At 47.6% G+C, this 20,841-nt stretch carries 18 protein-coding genes; 6 read left to right on the top strand and 12 right to left on the bottom strand.

Going from position 1 to position 20,841, the window contains the following annotated elements:
* Window positions 1–283 (bottom strand): hypothetical protein (locus tag AC4MRN_RS00795; RefSeq protein ID WP_491202215.1); only part of this gene is annotated, 283 nt, incomplete at its 3' end.
* On the opposite strand from AC4MRN_RS00795, the gene AC4MRN_RS00790 reads away from it, so the two are divergent.
* Both AC4MRN_RS00790 and AC4MRN_RS00785 read left to right on the top strand, forming a co-directional pair.
* A complete protein-coding gene (locus AC4MRN_RS00790) occupies window positions 267–953 on the top strand; it encodes a response regulator transcription factor (RefSeq protein WP_255051287.1) in 687 nt (228 codons plus the stop codon). The genes AC4MRN_RS00795 and AC4MRN_RS00790 overlap by 17 nt on opposite strands.
* A gap of 240 nt (window positions 954–1,193) precedes the next feature.
* The gene (locus AC4MRN_RS00785) at window positions 1,194–1,679 is read left to right on the top strand and encodes a hypothetical protein (protein ID WP_490403402.1); all 486 of its coding nucleotides are present in this window, start codon (window positions 1,194–1,196) and stop codon (window positions 1,677–1,679) included.
* A 64-nt stretch (window positions 1,680–1,743) separates the two neighbouring features.
* Here AC4MRN_RS00785 and luxS read toward each other — a convergent pair whose 3' ends face one another.
* From luxS to AC4MRN_RS00760, 5 genes are all read right to left on the bottom strand, one after another.
* A complete protein-coding gene (gene luxS / locus AC4MRN_RS00780; protein ID WP_073323751.1) occupies window positions 1,744–2,250 on the bottom strand; it encodes an S-ribosylhomocysteine lyase in 507 nt (168 codons plus the stop codon).
* A 201-nt stretch (window positions 2,251–2,451) separates the two neighbouring features.
* Entirely contained in the window at window positions 2,452–3,822 is a 1,371-nt protein-coding gene (locus tag AC4MRN_RS00775; protein ID WP_491055028.1) for a hypothetical protein, read from the bottom strand.
* 20 nt (window positions 3,823–3,842) lie between these two features.
* The gene (locus AC4MRN_RS00770) at window positions 3,843–4,160 is read right to left on the bottom strand and encodes a superinfection immunity protein (RefSeq protein ID WP_491055029.1); all 318 of its coding nucleotides are present in this window, start codon (window positions 4,158–4,160) and stop codon (window positions 3,843–3,845) included.
* A 175-nt stretch (window positions 4,161–4,335) separates the two neighbouring features.
* Window positions 4,336–8,412, bottom strand: a complete 4,077-nt coding sequence (locus AC4MRN_RS00765; protein ID WP_491202214.1) for a response regulator — start codon at window positions 8,410–8,412, stop codon at window positions 4,336–4,338.
* Window positions 8,413–8,613: 201 nt separating this feature from the next.
* Window positions 8,614–9,309, bottom strand: coding sequence for an SDR family oxidoreductase (locus AC4MRN_RS00760; RefSeq protein ID WP_491202213.1), 696 nt, complete (start codon window positions 9,307–9,309; stop codon window positions 8,614–8,616).
* Window positions 9,310–9,509: 200 nt separating this feature from the next.
* Between AC4MRN_RS00760 and AC4MRN_RS00755 the strand changes: the two genes are divergently transcribed.
* The 3 genes from AC4MRN_RS00755 (at window position 9,510) to AC4MRN_RS00745 (ending at window position 12,507) form a co-directional block, all read left to right on the top strand.
* Window positions 9,510–10,289 (top strand): FlgO family outer membrane protein, encoded by a 780-nt coding sequence (locus AC4MRN_RS00755; RefSeq protein WP_491202212.1) that lies wholly within the window; start codon window positions 9,510–9,512, stop codon window positions 10,287–10,289.
* 135 nt (window positions 10,290–10,424) lie between these two features.
* Window positions 10,425–11,498 (top strand): glycosyltransferase, encoded by a 1,074-nt coding sequence (locus AC4MRN_RS00750; protein WP_491202211.1) that lies wholly within the window; start codon window positions 10,425–10,427, stop codon window positions 11,496–11,498.
* A complete protein-coding gene (locus AC4MRN_RS00745) occupies window positions 11,473–12,507 on the top strand; it encodes a sterol desaturase family protein (protein WP_491202210.1) in 1,035 nt (344 codons plus the stop codon). Before AC4MRN_RS00750 ends, AC4MRN_RS00745 begins: the two co-directional genes overlap by 26 nt.
* 19 nt (window positions 12,508–12,526) lie before the next feature.
* Here AC4MRN_RS00745 and AC4MRN_RS00740 read toward each other — a convergent pair whose 3' ends face one another.
* From AC4MRN_RS00740 to AC4MRN_RS00730, 3 genes are all read right to left on the bottom strand, one after another.
* Window positions 12,527–13,990 (bottom strand): DUF1593 domain-containing protein, encoded by a 1,464-nt coding sequence (locus AC4MRN_RS00740; RefSeq protein WP_491202209.1) that lies wholly within the window; start codon window positions 13,988–13,990, stop codon window positions 12,527–12,529.
* An 81-nt stretch (window positions 13,991–14,071) separates the two neighbouring features.
* The gene (locus AC4MRN_RS00735; RefSeq protein WP_491202208.1) at window positions 14,072–15,283 is read right to left on the bottom strand and encodes an acyltransferase family protein; all 1,212 of its coding nucleotides are present in this window, start codon (window positions 15,281–15,283) and stop codon (window positions 14,072–14,074) included.
* A gap of 26 nt (window positions 15,284–15,309) precedes the next feature.
* Window positions 15,310–15,903 carry a CIA30 family protein gene (locus AC4MRN_RS00730; RefSeq protein WP_491202207.1) on the bottom strand — a complete coding sequence of 198 codons (594 nt, stop codon included), beginning with the start codon at window positions 15,901–15,903 and terminating at the stop codon, window positions 15,310–15,312.
* Between the two features lie 170 nt (window positions 15,904–16,073).
* Here AC4MRN_RS00730 and AC4MRN_RS00725 point away from each other — a divergent pair, with 170 nt between their 5' ends.
* On the top strand, window positions 16,074–17,696 hold the full coding sequence (locus tag AC4MRN_RS00725) for an RNA polymerase sigma factor (RefSeq protein ID WP_491202206.1): 1,623 nt from the start codon (window positions 16,074–16,076) through the stop codon (window positions 17,694–17,696).
* Window positions 17,697–17,706: 10 nt separating this feature from the next.
* Here AC4MRN_RS00725 and AC4MRN_RS00720 read toward each other — a convergent pair whose 3' ends face one another.
* The 3 genes from AC4MRN_RS00720 to AC4MRN_RS00710 all read right to left on the bottom strand — a co-directional run bounded on the left by AC4MRN_RS00720 (window position 17,707) and on the right by AC4MRN_RS00710 (window position 20,841).
* Window positions 17,707–19,029 carry a mechanosensitive ion channel family protein gene (locus tag AC4MRN_RS00720; RefSeq protein WP_370246069.1) on the bottom strand — a complete coding sequence of 441 codons (1,323 nt, stop codon included), beginning with the start codon at window positions 19,027–19,029 and terminating at the stop codon, window positions 17,707–17,709.
* Between the two features lie 103 nt (window positions 19,030–19,132).
* A complete protein-coding gene (locus AC4MRN_RS00715; RefSeq protein ID WP_370241475.1) occupies window positions 19,133–19,744 on the bottom strand; it encodes a response regulator transcription factor in 612 nt (203 codons plus the stop codon).
* Window positions 19,741–20,841 (bottom strand): sensor histidine kinase, encoded by a 1,101-nt coding sequence (locus AC4MRN_RS00710; RefSeq protein ID WP_491202205.1) that lies wholly within the window; start codon window positions 20,839–20,841, stop codon window positions 19,741–19,743. The genes AC4MRN_RS00715 and AC4MRN_RS00710 overlap by 4 nt, the downstream gene beginning before the upstream one ends.

The raw sequence follows: 20,841 nt of genomic DNA, 5'->3' as shown, positions 1-20,841 counted from the left end.
CAGACATACCGAATAGCGTGAATTCACCAACCAGCAGCGCGGGCCAGAAACGTTTATCGAGTAGCAAAAATGCGTATACTCGAACACCTGCCGGCAAAAACCAGCTAGTCGTGTTATCGATGGCCTCCATACTTATTGAAATAAAATAACTAACGGTCATGGCCAATGCGAAAATGACACACGCCGCCACTTGCTTTAAGCTAGCATGCAGGAACGAAGTCAGATTTCCCTCGCCAGAGGTGTAGGCAGTACCAGGATGGAAAAATTTGGATAATAACAACATAAGAGTTCTGCTCGTTGATGATCACGAAATCGTCAGACGCGGGTTCAAGGCGCTCATTAATGTGGAAGATGCATTGGAAGTCAGCGCAGAAGCCGCCAATGTATTTGAAGCCAAAAGCGTTCTGGACAGCCAACAATTTGATTTGATCATCACAGATCTTTCCCTTCCGGATGGCAGCGGCACTGACATTCTTCGATACCTGTCTGAGCGCTCGCTGCCAATCAAGTCCATTGTATTCAGTATTTACGATCGGGAACCTTATATTTCCGAAGCGTTGAATGCCGGAGCAAACGGTTACTTATCTAAAAGAACAGCATCGGACGAAATAATCAATGCTATTCATCAGGTAATGAATAACAATGCGTTTCTAAGCCAGGATGTCCTGGTAAACCTGAGCAACAGCGTAAAAGGCAAAAGTACCGTAAATCTGGATGTATTAACATCCCGGGAACGCGAAATCTTTATGTTGTTGGCCAAAGGTAAGCTGGTGAAGGAAGTCGCACAGACACTGCGCATAATGCCTAAGACTGCCCACTCTCATCGCCGCAACATCTTTGAGAAGTTAAACTGCACCAGTAGTTTCGAGCTTACTCAGCTCGCCTTGCGTGCGGGATTGATTAACAGCGACGACCTCATTGACCTCAACCATGATCACTCTGCCTTGTCTTAAAACGTGTTTAAGTCGACGTTGACGTAAGAGTCTTTACCTGCAGATGCGCTTGAGCAAAACGAGCGTTTCCTCAGGATAACCTCAAAAAAACTTAGCATGCAGTGGAGATGACTATCAGCTGAGAGCTGATTGATTCCATAGACAAATATTTCCCTTAAGCTCAGTGTTACGTATATTTTTTAATAACTACGTATACCGCATTTTTTCGTGAAACACCCGGGCATAGGCTATGAGTAAAGTATGGGCGAGTTTCATAGCGAGTGCATTATGCAGAAGAAATTGTTGCTGTGTTTTATTTGTGCGATCTACGTATTGCCGGTGTTTGCTAACGACGCTTATCATCACTACCCGGGCGTGTTTGTCGGGACTACACACAATAACAATACTTTCTTCACCACCGTTGGACTGGAATATGAATATCGTACATCTTCGTCTAGCGGCGTCGGTCTGGCCTACGAACACATCAGTGACTATCACGACGGAGCTGGGGCCGACTTATTGGCGCTGCAGCTATTTTACCACCCAAACACGCACATCAAACTTGGCCTGGGGTTTGGTCAGGAAAGGATTGGCGGTCATCACGCCCGAAACGACACCTTTTATCGCTTATCAGCAGCGTATGAGTATCATGTCGAGCCATTTGAAATCGAACCCACTGTGGATTTCGATGTTATGAATGGTGACACGTCCGTTGCCATTGGTATTGCTATTGTTATGCCGTTTTAGTGAAGTGCTTTCTGAGAGGAAAATTTCACTGCGCAGCCTGAACAGACTGCGCAGTGAATTGTGGTTATTGCTCTAAAAACTCGTCGCTCAAATACAGCTCGTCATTGCTGTTAATGGCAACTTTGCGGTTCAGTACATCTTGCGCGATTTCCTGCGCTTCTTTTAATGAGTGCATCTTGTAAGTACCGCACTGATATTCGTTTAACTCAGGAATATCTGATTCGGTTTGTACTTTCAGCACGTCATTCATGGCCGCTAACCAGGCCTTGGCTACGCGCTCTTCATCCGGCGTACCGATCAGGCTCATGTAAAAGCCGGTGCGGCAGCCCATGGGCGAAATATCGATAATTTCCACATCGTCGGCATTAAGGTGATCTCGCATAAAGCCAGCAAATAAATGCTCCAGGGTATGGATGCCTTTTTCTGACAGCGCTTCCTGATTAGGGATACAAAAACGCAAATCATAAACCGTAATAGGATCGCCTTTCGGCGTATTCATTTTCTTTGCAATACGCACTGCAGGTGCATGCATACGTGTGTGATCAACACGGAAACTGTCTAGTAATGGCATGAGGCATGTCCTTTCATGTTGGGTAAATGAGCCTGCTCGTCGCGGCTCGTCAAACCATAAAAATAGAATGTTCTGTATTGTACATCAACTCATGGGGATAAACAGGCATTATCCCGAAACCTCAAACGTGATTGCGGTATGAAATGAAGCAAAATCGGACGTGAAGGCAACTTCACGCCCGTAGATATGATTTCCGGCTTATTAATCCATTAAGAGAATCATGGCAGCAAGCACATAATCGCGATCACTGGTGCCGGGATCAAACCCTACTACCATGGTATTGTTTCGGTATTGTTCTGCCATTAGTTTATTCATCCCGGATGACTTAACCAAAATACCAAAATTGGCTTTTTGTCCTGGCGACTGCAAATCTATGAAAATAGTGTAGAAACTGCCGGCATCGATATCGAACTTATAGTCATTGATACTGATCGATTCGACAAGTGACTTGTCCAGTATCTCTTCGGCAACCGAGTTATAGTACTGCCGCAAAGACACCAGATAAGGGTCCATGATTTGATATTGAAAATCGCCAGATTGGTTCGGGTCAAACCGCGCATTTTTAGCCCTTTCTATGGCATTCTCCCAGCGAACAGGGATTGCATCGTTGTGCCTGAACCTTTGTTGTAAGCCAGACAATGAATCCCTGCCAACGCCGTGTCTTTTCTTGAATGCACCAAACGCAGATTTAAGCTCACTCTCTTTTTGCTTTACTTGATGTTTTAATGAGCCCTTGTCACGTAGTGACCGTCCAAGAGATTTTTCTAGCTCGTAATAGTGTAAAACATAGGATTCTGCGATCGCGCCAAACTCGTCAAGATGTTCCTGCCAAGCTTGTGCCGTTGTCCAGTCGAAACACTTATCAACTTCGCTTCGTTTATCGATGGAGTACCACCGCTTGGATACTCTGCATTCTCCCGATTTTCGGTCTCTTCCCGCTTCTCGGAATTTTAACAGTTTAATCGAGCCACTACTTTTTGATATTAATCGAGGACTGGCCGAATTCGCTGCCAGAATAGCGTTGGCCCGTTGGATAAATTCATCGTCCATCGCGACCAGTTTGGCCTCTATTTCTGAGGCTTTATTCTGCAGCGTTTCAAGTTCCTCAACGAGTGGGCCCAACTCCTGATTAAAGTTAACTTTTAACGCATTTACTTCTTCATATGCACGCATATCATTTTGATAGTCTCTGGACTGCTTTATACGACTCTCTGCATTCGTATTCGTGTCTTTTATCCAAGCGTTTTTAATCGCAGTGTACATTGGCTGAAAACCAGCTATACGCTCATTCAAAGTTTGAATATTGCCATATCTGGCATTAACACCCGAAAATGTGCCTCTTTCGAGAATCGCTATCAACTCATCATTTGTGCGAGGCACGCCGGAACGAATGATATCGTTAGTGAACTCAGTCAGATTTCCCTTAAACGCGTAAGCTTTGCCTTGAGTTAGGACCTCGCCGTATCTGTTATTCAAAAAACTACCGGCACTTACAGTAATTTCAGTCGCAAACGCGCAAGAACAAGCACCTGCTAAAAAACCGAGAATGGCATATTTACCAAACTTCATCATACTTCTCCCTGTTAAAAGCTTTAAATCGTACTCAGGATGGATTTCTTTTTAGCTTCAAACTCGTCGTACGTAATGGCTCCGTCTTCCATTAATGCTTTTAATTTGGCAATTTCATCACCGGCTGATACATGACTAACTGGCGTTGGTTGTGAGGATTTTTCATTTTTCACTGCCCACACCAACGCAATCACCCAGCCCAGTAAGCTCCAACCCAGAAAGAAATTCAGCAAAAATATCGACATAAAATTGGGGTGATTCTTACCTTTTGCGACAAAGGTAGGCAGGAAGTAAATAAAGAGGGATATTACAACTAGAATAGCACCGTAAACCGTTTCCATTTTTCATCTCCATGAATCAAACTGATTGTAATGTAATAAACACGAGCTCTCTGCACGGCTACATTGCTTTGTGTAACCATTGCTCAGGTTGGAGTGTGAAGGAGAATATTGAGAAGGGTTATTACATAAACGACATCTGTTATTACAACGACGACATTGAATTTAACCCGTTGTTTTATTGTGAATTTTCCATGTGACTTTCAATGAATTGGGAAGGGGTAATATTAAACGTTTCTCTAAAGCACTTCGTAAAATACGCCTGACTCGAAAAGCCACAATCGAAGGCGACATTGCCAACAGGTACGCCGGAAAGCAGCATCAATTTACTTTTTTCCAGCCGGCGGGTACGAATAAATTGTGACGGCGTGCAGTCTGCCAGGGCTTTTAATTTTCGTTGCAACTGGCGCTCGCTTAGTGCCATCGCATCAGCCAACGCTGGCGCGTCAAAATCTGCTGATGCGAAGTGCGCATCCAAAATGGCATTGAGCTTTTCTGAGAAAGCCCGCTCACTCACCTGCAAAGCAGAATCAATCCCCATGGACTGTTTCAGATCCTGTTGGTAATGCAATTTCAGTTTTTCCAGTTGCTCCGTTAAGTTGCGAATATGAAGAAGCAGTTCATCAGTCTCAAACGGCTTGCTCAAGTACACGTTTGCCTTATGGGACAGCCCTTCAATGCGGCTGTCATAGTCACTTTTTGCGGTTAATAGAATAAACGGAATGTGAGACGTTGCCGGCTCAGCTTTCACTGCCTGACATAAGCTAAAACCGTCCATTTCAGGCATCATCACATCTGACACTATCACGTCGGGCTGGCGGACAGCGATGGTATCGAGCGCGACAACACCGTTTTCAGCCAGTGTGCACTGATAGCTGCGGGATAATGTTCTCAATAAGTATTCACCTAATTCCTTGTTATCCTCCACAATGAGCACGTGCGGTAAAGTATCCTGCCCTGCGTTTTGCACACTCAATGATTCAGAAGAGTGCAGCCCCGTCAGATCCTGCTCAAGCTCAACTGCTACCGTTTTCGGGGGCGTTGACTGAACCGGCATATTTTCAGGAGAAACTGCAGGTAGCGTAATTTCAAAACACGCACCGCTGTCTGGCAAATTATAAGCCCGGGCAGTGCCTTGGTATTTCTCTGCCAGGCTTTTTACTAACGGTAAGCCCAACCCGGTTCCAGCAATATGTTCATGTTGCCTGCCGCGATAAAACGGCTGCCAGATACGAGGCAACTCGCTTTGTGGAATGCCTTCTCCTGCATCCAACACCTGAATAATGACCTGCTCGTTAGCTTTACAGATAGTCAACTCAACCGCGGCGACTCGCTTGTGTAGCTGTGCTACCACACTGTACTTCAGGGCATTTGATAGCAGGTTGTTGACGATGGTTTCCAGATCTACGGCGGATATTCGACACCACACGCCTGGCGCTATAACAGCGTTCAGGGTCAGGCCTTGCTGGCGAGCCAGTACCTGGAAAACATCAACTACCGGTTGAAGAGTATGGTTCACATCGCATAATGCAGGTAATGCTTCAGGTGGGTGTTTTGAGTTGAGCGCCAAAAGTTGATTAACCAGTATCAGCAGCCGGTTTCCTTGTCGCTTAATACCGGACAAAGCATTTGTATGCTCGCTGGTGTGTGATGTTTCCTGAATTTCCCGAACCAGCCCATTAATGAGCGTCAGCGGCGTTCGGAATTCATGAGAAATATGATTAAAAATCGAGTTTTTCTCGGTTAGCGCGTTATTCAGCGCTTTGGTTCGTTCAGCAACGGCTTGTTGTAACCTGAGTGTTTGGCGTTTATGAAAGTTAATCCGTCTTCGATACAGTTCAAAAGCAAGAAGAAGCGCCAGCAGCAAGTACAATGTTAAAGCGGGCACGCTTCGCCAGAATGGAGGAATAACCGATAACACAATGGACTTACTCCCTACTTCAGCACCGCCAGAAGATAGTGCGCGAAAGGTGACATGAAATGTACCTGTGGGTAAACCGGTAAAAAAGGCCCGCTCTCCATCTAACGACAACCAAATGTCACCTAACTCTTTCACTTTGTATTCATAGGTTATGCTGCGCTTCTCACTGAACTGCAAAAGCGCAAGGTCAATGGAAAACGCGGGTAAATCCTGTCTTACAGACAATTCGGATAACTGGCTTAACGGCCCATTCAGCGTTACACCATCAATAGTGCTGGCATAGGATATGTGTTCATTGAGTACTTTCAAGCCGACTACCTGTAAAGGCAATCGTTGTGGCTCATGGTTAAGTAAGATGTCTGGGTCGAACAGGTTCAATCCACCTACACCACCAAAAGCCATACTGCCGTTAGCCAGTTTTACATATGCCCCGGTATTAAACTCATTACTCTGCAAACCATCGGCCTGTCTAAAACGCACCGTTTTCCCGGTTAACGGCGTGTACGCAATAAGCCCATCGTTAGTGCTTAACCACAATCGCTGCTTCGCATCCTCAACAATTCCGTAAATGGTATCAGACAGAAAATAGGCGTTGTCTACCCTTATAACGGCCTCGCTAACCTTTACCTGATTAAGGCCGGCATTGGTTCCAACCCACAGTGTCCCATCATTGGTTCGCAAAAAGCTTCGAACCCAATTGTTACTCAGTGAACCCGTTGTATCTTCGCTGAATGTGAGTAATTGGCGGGACTGAGAATGATAAACATAAGCCGCTTTCGTGCTGCCTATGTAAAAATTATCATCCCTATCGATGAACAACGACTGCATGTACGAAGGCTGATTAGCCTTGTCAAAAACATCCGCGATGTGCCAGGTTTGATCGGTTAGGTTGAGGTAATGCAGCCCTGAGGATACAAAGGCGACCCAGAGTTTATCCTGATGCACAAGACTGGTGAATACGCCGTCTGTTTCAACCAGTCCGGTTGGAGGAGACAACGCTTTCCATTCACGCGTTTTCGGATCAAACAGCCAAAACATGGAACCCTGAAAAGACTGCGACAGCATCAACAGAAGCCGGCCCTGATAACCGTATATGCCTCTGATAAAGAAACGACCTGACGTATCAAACGGCGGAAAGTACTGCTCAACAGACAGCGTTAAAAGGTCAACCCTATTCAAACCATCGAATGTCCCTACCCACAGTGCATTAGCTTGCCTGTCTTCCCAAAACGATCTGACATGATTGTGACTTAGTCCGGACTTATCGCCTTGTTTCGAAACAGTCACAATAAGGCCTGGTTCAGATTCAATTAGATTCACGCCCGCTCCATAGGTCGATATCCAAATATTGTTTTGGTTATCTACATACAACTTACCAATGTCATTATTGGGCAGATAAGTGTCTTCATCTTGCTCTGAACTATACTCGCGTACGCGTTTATAATTCGCATCCAGCATGTATAAAGCGCTGCCATAACTAATTAAAATTCGGGTTTGTTTATCGTAGGGCTCAATAATGACAGGAGCGTCAGAAACGGCGGAGTAATATTTCGGAGAGAAATCAAAATTATGCCCTCCACAGTTAATCAACGCCGGTCCCTTAAGACACCAGCGAGCAGACCGACCTAGCAAGGCTATTGCGTCTGAGTACAAACGCTCAAATACAACATACGGCGCCGTCAGCATAGGTGTAATATCCTTAACCTCGCCTTCCTCTATAGATACCCACAATATTGCCTCTTTCGAGACGAGATACATATCGCCATCCGGGTTAACCAATACACTCTGCGCGTATTGCGTTTTCGCTAACGGGATCGTTTGCCTTTGTGTTACCTGAACTCCGGACAGAGAAAAAATACTCAACTGATTGATCTGGCCGCGCTGCAGAATAATAAGGGTATTTTGCCATACAGATACACCGCCGTTTTGCTGAACCTTAATCGGCTTTTGGCTTTCAGTGTGCAATACCGGTTGTAATGAATCCAGAGATACATCGTAATAAAACAACTGGTTCTCACCCATCGCGAACAACACGCCGTCATGAGAAACCAGCAACTGTGTAAATCGCTTAACTGGCCGTTGGTTCTCAGAAGTAGCTTGATAGGTTTTAAACCGTGAGCCGTCATATCTCGCCACACCATCGTTGGTGGCAAACCACATAAAACCCTGTGGTCCCTGAATAATATCGCCAACACTGCTTTGAGGCAGGCCTTGCTCGATACCTAAATTCACTACGCCGGATGCGTGAAACGAGCAGACAACACTGAGGAGCAACAACAGCCTTGCGATTGCGAATACAACCAAACGCGTTGTGGGTTTTACGGCACGCCACATAACTCAGACCATCCCTGACTTCGTTACTACCAGTGAGAGCGTTGGCAATTGACTCGCTTTCGCTCACACTCCTCTTGGAATCAATGACTCACTTCAGGTGTTGAAGAACCACCTGATGAAAAACCAACCTATCCTACCTGGTCAATTTTTGCAAAAAACTTCCATTCCGTTGGAGAGATAACACGCTGAGCGTGTAAGAATTTAAAAGTTACGCTCGCTCTCAGGTCGAATTACCAATTCGTGGATATGCGCGCTGGGTCCGGTGTTTAGCATTGCCATGATCGCCTCGGCGACGTCTATGGCCGTTAAGTACTCGGGGCGGGACGCTTCCCGGAAATCCGTATCAACGCCCCCCGGATACACTGACAACAGTTTGATATGTTCGGCAGCCAACTCTTTGCGCATAACTTTTGTATAGGCATCCAGAGCAGCTTTGCTCGCCGTGTACGCCGCGATTCCGGGGTTCGAGAATAAACAAACCGTTGAGAGCACGTTAATAATGGTACCGCCTCCGCGTTGCTTCATGTCCGGTATCACGGCTTTCATACACTCGATAGGAGCGTAACAGTTTACCCGCATCAACCAATCCAGTTGTTCAATCGGAGTGGCATCTGCGGGCAGACGTACATTGTTCAGACCTGCACAGTTTATCAGCACGTCGACCGGCCCGTTGGCCTGCTCCGCACCTTTAAAAAAGGCTGTGACTGCGCTTTCATCAGTCATACAAAATGTCTGATTGAATGTGGCGGCCTGGTTGTCGAGCTGCCCGACGGTAGTGGCGAGTTTTTGTGCATTCCTGCCACAAATGCTCAAGCGAAAGCCGGCTTTTTCAGCCAGTACAGCCAGTTCCCGACCAATTCCCGAAGAGGCGCCGGTTAAAACAAGATGCTTAGTCATGATGTGTCTTTTTTACAAAACCAATTTGCCGCTATCTTACGCTTTCCTCACGGTTAAATCTGTATTGTCTTTCACAACACTGCAGAGAAGCCGCCCGGCGAAATGCAGTAAGAATTTTTCTTAGCTGAGCTAGGAACAATCCCTATAGCTTAACCCATTGAAAAATATGATAACTACCCAAGAGGATAAATGGAGGTAGTATGAGAGTAAAACATGGTATTTTAGCGGGGGTAGCCTTAGCGGCGCTTAGTGCATGCAGCAGCCCTCACCACCGTGATGTGTATAACGAGCATTCACATCATCAACAGGTTGTGCCGCAGCAGCAAACCCAGTATTGCAACCACCCGAGTCATTACGGTACGCGAAAGCCACCACAAAACCGGCATCACACCCCGCAATATGTGCACGTAGATGATACCCTGCAACAGGCTCATCAAATGCAAAGCAGACCAATGCAAATCAATGGCTGGCAGCCGCCGGTGCACACCTACAGGCCGGTGTATACTCATAAATTACTGGGTGACTATGCTGAACAGATCACCATGAAATTGGTTGAGAATATGCGTTACGTTACAGTGAATACGCCGGTGGCGGTAGCATCGTTTGTTGACCTGGATAGTTCTTTGGGGAGAACGAATATCCTGGGCAACCAGTTGGCTGAAAGCTTCATCACCGAACTGCAGGAATTTGGTGTCCCGGTGGTCGACTTTAAAACCACAGGCGTCATTCACGTTGGGGATAGCGGCGATTTTGTATTCAGCCGTAAACTGGGTGAATTAGCTCGTAATCCGCACATTAAGTATATTTTGTCGGGCACGATGACCTACAACGACAGAGGCGTGATCTTAAACGTCAGAATGGTCGACATTAACAGCAAAGTGGTGGTGGCTTCTTCGAAAGGGTTTGTCCCACAGTTTGTTGTAGAGTCGTTGTATCCCAGAAATTATGTTGACGGAATAGTACTGGATTCAACCAGTTGATGGGGATTGCGTATACCGGTTGGGGGTATACGCAGTTCTCTCTCCGGGGCTCAGGCGCCGCCAGTTGGTTATTAACAGTACAACATAGCGTCACATAGTGTTAAGCTTCCTGCACTTAAAGCAGGAAGTATTAAGATGCAAGGACGAGTTCTTTCCATTGTCCCCAGAGGCTATTTACCAGAGCTCGCCGGCGGGCTTGAAATTTGCGCTATGGAAACCCTCGAGTTTTTCATCGAGCAAGGATACAGCGGTGCCGTTGCAGCCAAATGCCCTCAGACATTTCGAGGCAAACTAGCCGCCCGCCTGAGCCGAAAATTCAAAGGGCCATTCTCAACAATCCACACCGTTAAACGCCATCAGGTTTATACCGACTTCTGGCATCCTAATGCGTTAGGTTCCTTATTCGACAAGCTAAAGCCCGATTTTGTTGTTTGCCATGTGTCTATGTGCGACGACCTGCTGCAAAAACTCATCGCGCTGAATTACCCCACTTTGTTTTACATTCACAGCCGGGAAATTTCTCCGTTATTTGGAACATTACCCGCTGATCACAAGTTTGCGTTTGCCTGCGAGTCGACCTTTATCAAACACCAGTTCCAACAGATAAGCGAGGCGCACATTGACGTGATTCGCCCTATTTTGCCACCGCAAAAATTTCAGGTGAGTGACACTGGCGACGCGATTCTAGTGATCAATCCTCACCCTAAAAAGGGTGGAAAGTTGATTGTAGAGGCTGCGCGTCAATTGCCTCACCGTCGCTTTTTGATAGTAGGCGGCTGGGCCAATACTCAACACGACCCTGAGGTTGTGGAGATCGAACAGGCGCTTACACAATTGCCCAATGTGACACGTCAGCCGCACGTAGAGGATATGCGAACAGTCTTCAAACAGGCTCATTGTTTACTTATGCCCTGTGTCGTGGCGGAAGCTTACGGCAGAACCGCCGCCGAGGCATTAATTGCCGGTATTCCCGTAGTGGCATCAAACCAGGGTGCATTGCCTGAAACCGTGGGCGACGGCGGCATCATTATTGACATTGAAGCTCCGGTTACCGAATGGACAACGCAACTGGAAAACCTTTTTAACAACTCTGACCTTTACCGTAACCTAAAACAACAGGCACTCGCGACATCACAGCAAGATGTTCGCCAGGCCACCTTTATTCAGAAGCAATTACTTGACCATGCAAAACGCTTATCCGGAAAATAATACCGCCGACGGCAGCAGAAAAATCTGGGCCATCGAGTCAAAACTGGCCAATGGCATCATTCTGCTTTTTTTGATTTTGGCATCACTGGCCAGTATTGGTGTGGTTGTTAATCACTATTATCAACTTGCTCAAGCCAGTAACATTCCCTGGTACGGAATTAAGCAGATTTATTGGCATATCCATCACGATGTCATTGTGCCTTTTGGTGCTGATCCTCAGCTCTATCTGGGCATTCCGGCTTTGCTTTGCATTCAGGCTTTGTTTCCGGCTATTCGTTCACAAAAGCCATTAAATACAGGTATTTTGGTGGATATGGTATGGGTATTCATTCATGGCTTCATGGTAACCGGCTTTGTACTCATCGCCATTGCGGCATTGAACCAGGTTCTTATGCCCTGGACCAGTAGTTTAAAAGTCGGCGTTTTCAGCAATGTGCCCGCCTGGCTTGAGATTGTACTTGGTTACCTCGCGGTTGAACTGGTGGGCTGGTTCAGCCACATGCTGCGTCACAAGGTGCGGGTATTATGGGTATTTCACGAGGTACACCATTCGCAAAGTCAGATGAACCCATTTACGTTATTTCGCGTGCACCCCATGGACTATTTGTTCGCGGAATTTATTATTTTTCTGCCCGCGCTTTTGTTTGAAGAAACACTGGGCATTGTACTCAGCTATCTGATTATTTCCCGTTTGCATGACGCATTAACCCATAGCAACATACGAACAAACCTTGGGCCGTTGCGGTATATTTTTGTGACCCCACAATCGCATCGTGTACATCACTCGTCAGAAACCGAGTATTTCGACATGAATTATGGTGTCACCTTGTGTGTGTGGGACCGGTTGTTCGGCACGCATTCGCCGTCTGATTTTGTGTACCCAAAAACCGGTATCAACGACCCCGACTTCCCGGAAGAGAAAGGCCAAAAATGGTATAAGCTCCCCTGGATAATCACGCGACAACTGTATTACCCCTTTGTAAAAGCGATGCGATTATACTGGCGTTAGACCAACCGCCAGTCGTTTGTTAATTTGGGACAACCCTTACTAAAACGCGTTTATAACGAGTCAGTGCAGGGTTGCCTCTATCAGTTACCCGCAATATAAAATGCAGCGTTTCCGGTTTCGTAACTTCAGGCGCCACAACAGCTACCCGCGCCATATTTTCTGCGCTTTGAATAGCAACAGGCGACGCTGATAACGTACCGGCTTCTGCATAGTTAAACCAATAATATTCGAGACTGTCTCCGTCGGGGTCCTTCGAGTCTCGGGCATCCAGTGAAAAATAACTACCACTTTTCACTGTTAGTTGCTGCTCGTGACGCAGTGACGGCTGGGGAGGATGATTTGCATGTGCGTAATCAAACAAAGTCCAATCCATGCGAGCTGCAAAATCATTCTGAAAATCGTTGCGCCATCTCCACAATGTTTCCCGATAACCGGAAAAACGCTGGTCACTGATGGTTACCGTGCGACCAAATTCATTTCTCTTAAGCAGAAAGAACGTGTCTGTGGCATTTGTCCATATTGGGCGGGTTTCCTGCTCAATGGGAACACCACCGGTAAAGCCATTCGGGTCAGTGGCGTTTACATCGGGTATGTAGATCTCGTAGCGGCCGCCCCATCCTCCAACATCAGGTTGTTCTGGCACGTTTAGGCCATTACTAATTAGATTTAACCAAGCAGGTGTATCACCCTCCATGCCATAGGCAACATCAGGGTATTGTTGCCCCAGAGGTCCATGATTTTGCTGTATATTGTTCGCAATCCAGGTGTTGCTGATAGTTGTATTGTCTGTTCCATCGACAACCATGTTTATACCAAGCCAGGTAGCGGCGCCATAACCGCCTGGACTAACGATATAAAACAAGTCAGGAAATGTTTTTCTTATCCATGCAGCAGAGTCATCCTGATCCGAAATGGTGTATACGCGCAGTTTACTAATCAATTGGGCTAGCTGATCGGGAGATTTTTGCTTTTGTAGAGTATAAAGCGCCTGAGCAAGTGTATTAGGGCCTCCCCACACACTCACCCAAAGCGGCCTGGGATCATCTTTTTCAATTGCTTTAATCAGCAACCGGGCACCTTCTGACTCCTTATCTTCTCCGACGCCCTTCATGCCATATACTGGCAACCCCGCCCGCACAATGCTGCGCAAGAAATCAGCTGTCGGAAAACCAGGTTCATGCAATAACAGATTACTATGTACTTTGCCGTAAGCGTCTATAATTTGGTGAATGGTTTCAGGTGCAACCATCCCCTTCTGGTGTACCGATGTCGTCGCGACCAACCCTTCAACATCAAAATGATTTGAATACAGTAAAAATCTTACCAGCGTCTGAGCATCATCAGGATCAGCCTCAATATCTGTAAGTACAAACACACGGCTTTTTTCTTCAACCTGCGGCTCTGCAAATGAGTATGAGTAAAAGAACATACTCACAAGCAATATCAACACTGGCTTAATTGCTGGTACACAATGTAATTTCATACGCCTTAACAACCATTCTTACAATCTAACTGTCTAGGTTGCGCATTTACCAATAGCTTTACCTTTATTGATTTTAATTAATCAATTACTTAATTTTGCCGCGTATACTTTTTCTGGTTTCCGCCAGCCGTTTAGTATCCTTCCCACCCAGGAATGCTTCACCAGGGATTCGTATAGTATAAGTCCGATACCCAGTGTACTTGCACACACTATGACCCACTTAATAACCCAGTGAAACGACAATTCAGCAACCGCGATTTGCAGGGCAACCACCAGCGGCAAATGAATTAAATAAAGCCAGTAAGACGCATTAGACAAATAGCTTATCCAGGCTTTAGGGCTGCTAAATAACTTTTTACACAGCCCTAGCGTGAGGGGAATCAACGTCCACATTGTTATGCCGTAGGCGAGGCAAAATAAGGCTTTAACCCACAAGTAACACTCGTATCCTGGCTGTGATTCATAGGGCGTAAGTGCAATCAATACGGAAATACTGATCAACGCAAATACGCCATTGAAGAGCGAAAGGCAGCTGTATACCTGAAACCGTTCGCGGTTATGCTGAAAGGCCCAGCCAATCAGGAAACACCCGAAATATAAACAAAACACCGGCCACAGAGGCACAAGGGATTTGTCTGGCGTGTCGATGCCCCAATGGTTCATCCACCACAAGCAACAAGCTGTGGGAACGGCCAGAAGTAACGGCGCACTTTTCGCACCAGCCAGAAAACGCACCAGTTTGTTTCCCAGTGCCATCGTAGCTTTGTAAAGCCCGGGACGACTGAGCACACAAGACCGCAACACAATTGCGCTTAGAGTGAAAAGTATCAGGTAATATAAAAACCATAAGTGCGTGCCGACAAATAACTCATTGGGCAGGTTGGTAAGAGAGGCAAACCCTTGTGAGAGGGACGCAGATATGTCCACATCCCCGCGCATGCTTTGCCCGCCCGCAATCCAGCCGCTTACCAGCAATGGGCGGAGCAAAAACCACCCAACAATAAACGGCACGCCTAACCGCACAGCTCTGGATTGCAGGAAATCACGGGTGCGGGTTTTGTTCAGTACCATAGCGCTGAAAAAGCCGGCAATCAGAAAGAATAAGGCCATTCGAAAGGTGTGGCTGATGAGTGCAAATCCCCCCGCGATATAGCTGGTTGATACATCCATCACCGCCCAGCCAATGAATACCGGCATAAACGACAAGCTGGCGTGAAACACAATCCCCAGTAGCAGGGCAAACGCCCGGGTGGCATCCAAATAATGCAGTCGGGTTGATGGACTCGTATTCATGGCTGGCTCCTTCTGGATGTATACTCTTAGTAAAAACTCACTGCGTCAATTTCGTAGTCAAATGCGGTGGGCTGAAGGCTGTATGCCACTATACTCAGGCTGGTTAAGTTGGTGGTATTCAGTGGTGTTTGTGCTGACCAGGCGCGTTTCATTTCCTTGAATGGGATCTTAACTTCATGAAACTTTCCGTCTGTTTTCACCACAACCGGTGACGCGTGAAAATCAAAATTGGTGATATCCAGACTGTTGGCCGACAGGTTGATATTTCCCTGGCTAATACGCACGCGCAGTTTAATTCCTTCAAACTCACTGACATCCTTTGCCTGCCCCAATGCGGCCAGAGGTAATACCGTGCTCGACCAGCCGGGCTGCCCCCGTGGCGGGGTAATTGTTCCGGTGACCTGCAAAATACCGTTTTTCACTGAGTGCGCGTCTTGTGTTGCACCGCCTGCCATAGAATCGTTCAAATACTGGCGCGGCTGGCCGTAGTGCGTATTGGTCGAGGCGGTAAAATCATCAATCATCGCAGTGGCATCGGCACTAAGCGAAAACACACTGCTGGATAACGCGACTAAGCCAGCCATCAACATCATTTTTCGATTATTGCTATTTGTTTTCATTTCTTTCACTCCGGTTTAAGGTAGATCCCGCAACAAGCACCGCGCTGTTGTGGGTAGGTACCTATAAGTGCCTGCAACACGAAATTAGGTGACAGGAAATTTTTTTATTTTTTTCTGTCACCTTTTGTTGCTGAGTTGGCACCTATAAAAAAACAGCCAGAGTGTTAAATATGTTTTCACAGCGAACGTCATTCGATAACGAACAGGATGCCTACCTGGTAATGCTTGCATTGGGCGGCAACAGAGAAGCGTTCTGCCAGATTGTAAAGCGGTATCAGACCCTGCTTTGCACGATTGCCTATTCCGCGCTGGGTGATATTAAACACAGTGAAGACGTCGCTCAGGAAACGTTTGTAGAGGCCTGGAAAAAGCTCGATACCCTGCACAATCCGGAAAAGCTCAAGTCCTGGTTATGCGGCATTGTGCGATTTAAAATCAGTCGTTTCAGGCGTCAGCAACCCACCAATGAGCAGACTGTAGACGACCCTGCGTTGCTCGAAGAGCACCCGGCAGAAAACGAAGAGCCCGAAGCGAAGGCTATGTCCCGCCAACAGCACGCCCTTATGTGGCAGGTGTTAAATAGCATGGATGAAACTTATCGCGAGCCATTGATTCTTTTCTACCGTGAACAACAATCGGTAGAACGCGTCGCGGCTGAACTGGAACTGACCACCGATACCGTTAAACAGCGTTTGTCACGGGGCAGAAACCTGCTGAAACAAGCCATGAGCCATGTGGTTGAGGAAGGGTTGAAACACAGTAAGCCGGGGGCCGCTTTTACCTTATCAGTCATGACTCTCATTAGCGGCATTTCTCCTCCTGCGAAAGCGGCAGCATTTGGTACCGGGACAGCGAAACTCGGCAGTGCTTTTAAACTCGCGACACTGCTCACGGTGTTAGCCGTATTTTCAGGTTTTATTAGCTCTTTCTTTGGCTTGCGCGCCGGCCTGGATCAATCCCGCACCCAACAAGAGCGCCGGCTCACCATTAAATCTGTTGTGTTGTTCTTTGTGGTTACCTTTGTGTATGTGGTGGCTATGTTTGGTTTAAAAGCGATAGCCGTTAATAATCCGAGCCTGATCACACCTATTACCTATGGCGCACAACTCCTGATACTGGTTATCGCCTGCAGTTTTGTTTGGCTGACTCAACGCATGCTCTATGCGATGCGAACCCTGCGTGCCCACGAGCGTATTTTTAACCCCGAGGCATTCAGGCATAACGCCGACCAACCCGGCTCGAAGCGGCGGGAATACATCAGCAAGCTTCAGCTGTTCGGCGTGCCACTGGTGCATTTTCAGTTTGGCATGCCCGAACATACCGACACACCGGCCTACGGTTGGATTGCCGGAGGTAGCCATGCTTATGGATTACTCTTTGCCTGGGGCGGCGTTGCAGTTGCCCCAATAAGTGTTGGCATTGTTGCAATGGGTGTAATTACGGTTGGCGCCGTGGGAGTTGGTATTATTAGCACCGGCACCATTGCAATAGGGCTACTCGCCTTCGGCGCCTCGGCGGTAGGTTACAAAGCCTATGCATCCTTGTCTGCAACAGGGTGGGAAAGCGCCTTCAGCGGTGGATTTTCACTGGCCAAAGAGGCCGCGGTAGGGCCCGTTGCAGTTGCTCGCTATGTGAACGATGACCAGGCCGTTGCCCTTACACATTTGACTGAATTTGGTTATGTCTATCAGTGGGTATTGGCCGCCATTGCGGTACTGGTTATTGTCCCTGCGGCCTGGCACGCCATGCAGGTCAGGCGGCGGATGAAGTCACCTCATCCACCGCAATCGTAGGCATGACACTTTACTTAGGCGTTGTATTACTCAGTTTAATCGCCTCGTCATTTATGACACGTACTTCGCGTTGTGGGAACGGGATTTCAATGTCGTGTTCTCGCAGCGTCTCAAACACAATGAGCAGTAAGTCCCCACCGACGCGGTTTTTACCGTCATCGACGCCTTCCATCCAGAACTCGACAAACATATTCACACCAGAATCACCAAAGCTGTCAATTTCGCAGTCCGGGCGTTCCTCAAAGGGAATGTCATCACCACTGATCACCTGAGGATGTTCAGACACGGCTTCTTTAATAATTTCCACCATAGCGCGAATATCCGTTTTGTAAGCCACGGAAAAGTCGATTCGATAGCGCTGTTTCGGGTCCTTATGCGTCCAGTTGATTAGCAGTGAATTGATGAACTTCTCGTTGGGCACCAGGATGTCTTTGCCATCGTAGGTTTCCAGCACGGCATAACGCATTTTAAATTCGCGCACGAAGCCTTTGCTGCCATCGTCCAGCTCAACAAAGTCCCCTACGGTCAGTGAACGGTCGAGTAAAATAATGATGCCTGAAATAAAGTTTGAGGCGATTGTTTGCAAACCAAGACCAAGGCCGACACCCAGCGCACCACCGAACACCGCCAGCGCCGTCAGATTAATACCCATGATGTTCAGCAATAGCAGGAAAATCACGCAGAACATGGCCACTTCAAAGAGTTTGGCAAACACTTCTTTGGTCGAGACATCAAACTCTTTGTGGTTGCGAATAATGTCTTTACCAATGGAGTTGGACGCCCTGCCCAGCCAAAACAGCAGTACACCGAAAATCAGCACCCGCGCGATGCCATAGGCAGAAATATCGACGTTACCTACATTGAAGGAAATCGACTCCAGTGCATGGATAACGTTTGGCAACACGTTTATCAAATGCAGAAAGACAATCGGCAGCCCTACCCAGCGCAAAAAATTAGCGATACCGGTACTGCTAACAAACGCACGAATAAAGGAATTCAGGAAGATCATCACCGCAATAACGACAGCGATTTCCAACAACCACGCATCAAGCTGATACTGCTTACCCAGCACGGATGTAAGCTTTAACAGGGTAATGGTGAATATCGGGAAGAATGTCCCACCAGCGCGATACCCCAGAACCTGCAGCGAGTGCGCCCCTTCCTGCGGCTTCTCCCGCGTTAGGGTAAATTGTTGTCTGACTTTGGCTGAAATTAACCAGGCAAACAAATAGATAAGTAGGATTGCTCCGGCCTGATAAATAAACGTCGGGCTTACAACCGCGTCCTGAAACAACTGAAACTGTTGTTTAATTTCCGCAACCAGCGTGTCCATGACGGCACCAATGTAAAAGGTAGATTGCGCATGTTGTAACGCTAAATGGCGGCGGGGTAAAGCATTTACTGTTGTTTAATTCCGCTGGTTTTCCAAAAGCCGCTTACAGCCAACCCTTCTGTCTGGCAATGCGAGCGGCTTCAATGCGGTTTGAGGCATTCAACTTACTGGACGCGCTGGAGAGATAATTTCGAACGGTCCCCGGAGAAAGGTGCATTTCACTGGCAATTTGCTCGGTTTGTTTGCCATCGGCAGCCAATTTCAACGCCCTGCGTTCTTTGTCGCTTAGCGGGTCGGCTTCTTCCCAGGCATCCACGATTAGTTCCGGTGCGATAATTTTTCGCCCTTGCATCACCCGTCGAATAGCATTGGCTAAATCATCGCTGGGCGCGTCTTTTAACAGGTACCCTTTAACGCCGTAATCCATGGCCCGACGCAAATACCCTGAGCGGGCAAAGGTTGTCAGGATAATGACCTTACTGGTTAGTTGGCGCTGTTGAATACACTGGGCCAGTTCGAGCCCTGTCATTTCCGGCATTTCAATATCGGTTATCACGATATCGGGCGTCAGTGCTTCAGCCATCGCCAGGGCCTCCTTGCCATTACTGGCTTTACCTACCACCTGCATGTCGGGCTCTAAATCCAGCAGTGCAGACAGTGCCCCTAACAGCATGCCCTGGTCTTCTGCAATAAGAATGGTTGTCGCCGTCGTCATAATGGCACCTTCACAGTAATATTAAATCCATCTTTACAGTCGAAACAAATGTCACCGCTGAGCTGTGACACGCGCTCCCGCATCCCTTTTAAGCCGTTGCCCTCTGGCGCTTGTTTACTGTTTCCATTGTCTTTAATGGCTAACGTCAACTGGTTGCCTTCCACTTCAAGGGTAATCTGGCAGCGGTTGGCATTGGCATGTTTTACCAGATTGGTAACGGCTTCCCGCACAATAAACGCAAGTGCACTGTCTACATGGGCAGGCAGAGTGCGTTCCTGTACGGTATAGTGAAATGCCACGTCCACTGAATTAAGCAAGGTTTTGGCATTGGCCAATTCCGAAGCCAGATCCTTTTGCCGGTACCCGGTAACCGCTTCCCTTACGTCAGACAGCGCACTTCGGCTTATTTGCTCCAGCTCGGCGATTTCCTGCCGGGCTTTGTCAATATCGTGGTCAAACAGTTTTTGCGCCAGCTGTGCTTTCATGGTGAGCATTGAAAACGTGTGGCCAACCAGGTCGTGCAGGTCCCGGGCGATACGCTCCCGCTCAGCGGTGGTCGCCAGCCGCTTCACTTCTTCCTGGGTCAGCTTTAACTCTGCATTCTTCTTAGCCATCTCGCGCTGGAAAACATTCACGCCACCTATCATGACAGAGAATATCAGCGCTGGTGCATAGAAATACGAAGGTAAATCCCGAAGCCAGGCCAGCAGCACGATGTACACCAACACGGCGCCTATGGTAGCAATGCTCTGCTTCGGCGGCCCTACATGGGAGGCAAAAGCACTGGCATACACAAAAAACACGCCAGCGCCCGGATTCACCAGCGTCATTAGCGAACCAATCACACAAATACCGGCAATGTATTTCAGGGTTTGATGCCCGGTCACCCAATAAGCCCGAAAATAACAGGCAAGAAAAGCCGTAACCCCAAATAGCGTAAGCCCTATATGCCAGGCTGGCGGGTCATAAAAGAAAAAGTGGACGAAGAACATCCCCAGATACACCAGCCACAGGTAGGGCAAACCCCCTACCTCACTGTCAGCGGGCAATAACTTACGATGCAGAGCGATTGCCACGCGGCTTAACGATTTAATCAT

This window comes from Marisediminitalea sp. (genome assembly GCF_984433645.1).
Note: the sequence above shows the minus strand (reverse complement) of the source record. Positions and strands in the feature narration are given on the sequence as shown.

Bases quoted from the DNA above. Each gene is read 5' to 3' on its own strand.
- AC4MRN_RS00785 (WP_490403402.1), top strand. From the start codon at position 1,194: ATGGGCGAGTTTCATAGCGAGTGCATTATGCAGAAGAAATTGTTGCTG.
- luxS (WP_073323751.1), bottom strand. From the start codon at position 2,250: ATGCCATTACTAGACAGTTTCCGTGTTGATCACACACGTATGCATGCA.
- AC4MRN_RS00775 (WP_491055028.1), bottom strand. From the start codon at position 3,822: ATGATGAAGTTTGGTAAATATGCCATTCTCGGTTTTTTAGCAGGTGCT.
- AC4MRN_RS00770 (WP_491055029.1), bottom strand. From the start codon at position 4,160: ATGGAAACGGTTTACGGTGCTATTCTAGTTGTAATATCCCTCTTTATT.
- AC4MRN_RS00765 (WP_491202214.1), bottom strand. From the start codon at position 8,412: ATGTGGCGTGCCGTAAAACCCACAACGCGTTTGGTTGTATTCGCAATC.
- AC4MRN_RS00760 (WP_491202213.1), bottom strand. From the start codon at position 9,309: ATGACTAAGCATCTTGTTTTAACCGGCGCCTCTTCGGGAATTGGTCGG.
- AC4MRN_RS00755 (WP_491202212.1), top strand. From the start codon at position 9,510: ATGAGAGTAAAACATGGTATTTTAGCGGGGGTAGCCTTAGCGGCGCTT.
- AC4MRN_RS00750 (WP_491202211.1), top strand. From the start codon at position 10,425: ATGCAAGGACGAGTTCTTTCCATTGTCCCCAGAGGCTATTTACCAGAG.
- AC4MRN_RS00745 (WP_491202210.1), top strand. From the start codon at position 11,473: ATGCAAAACGCTTATCCGGAAAATAATACCGCCGACGGCAGCAGAAAA.
- AC4MRN_RS00740 (WP_491202209.1), bottom strand. From the start codon at position 13,990: ATGAAATTACATTGTGTACCAGCAATTAAGCCAGTGTTGATATTGCTT.
- AC4MRN_RS00735 (WP_491202208.1), bottom strand. From the start codon at position 15,283: ATGAATACGAGTCCATCAACCCGACTGCATTATTTGGATGCCACCCGG.
- AC4MRN_RS00730 (WP_491202207.1), bottom strand. From the start codon at position 15,903: ATGAAAACAAATAGCAATAATCGAAAAATGATGTTGATGGCTGGCTTA.
- AC4MRN_RS00725 (WP_491202206.1), top strand. From the start codon at position 16,074: ATGTTTTCACAGCGAACGTCATTCGATAACGAACAGGATGCCTACCTG.
- AC4MRN_RS00720 (WP_370246069.1), bottom strand. From the start codon at position 19,029: ATGGACACGCTGGTTGCGGAAATTAAACAACAGTTTCAGTTGTTTCAG.
- AC4MRN_RS00715 (WP_370241475.1), bottom strand. From the start codon at position 19,744: ATGACGACGGCGACAACCATTCTTATTGCAGAAGACCAGGGCATGCTG.
- AC4MRN_RS00710 (WP_491202205.1), bottom strand. From the start codon at position 20,841: ATGATTAAATCGTTAAGCCGCGTGGCAATCGCTCTGCATCGTAAGTTA.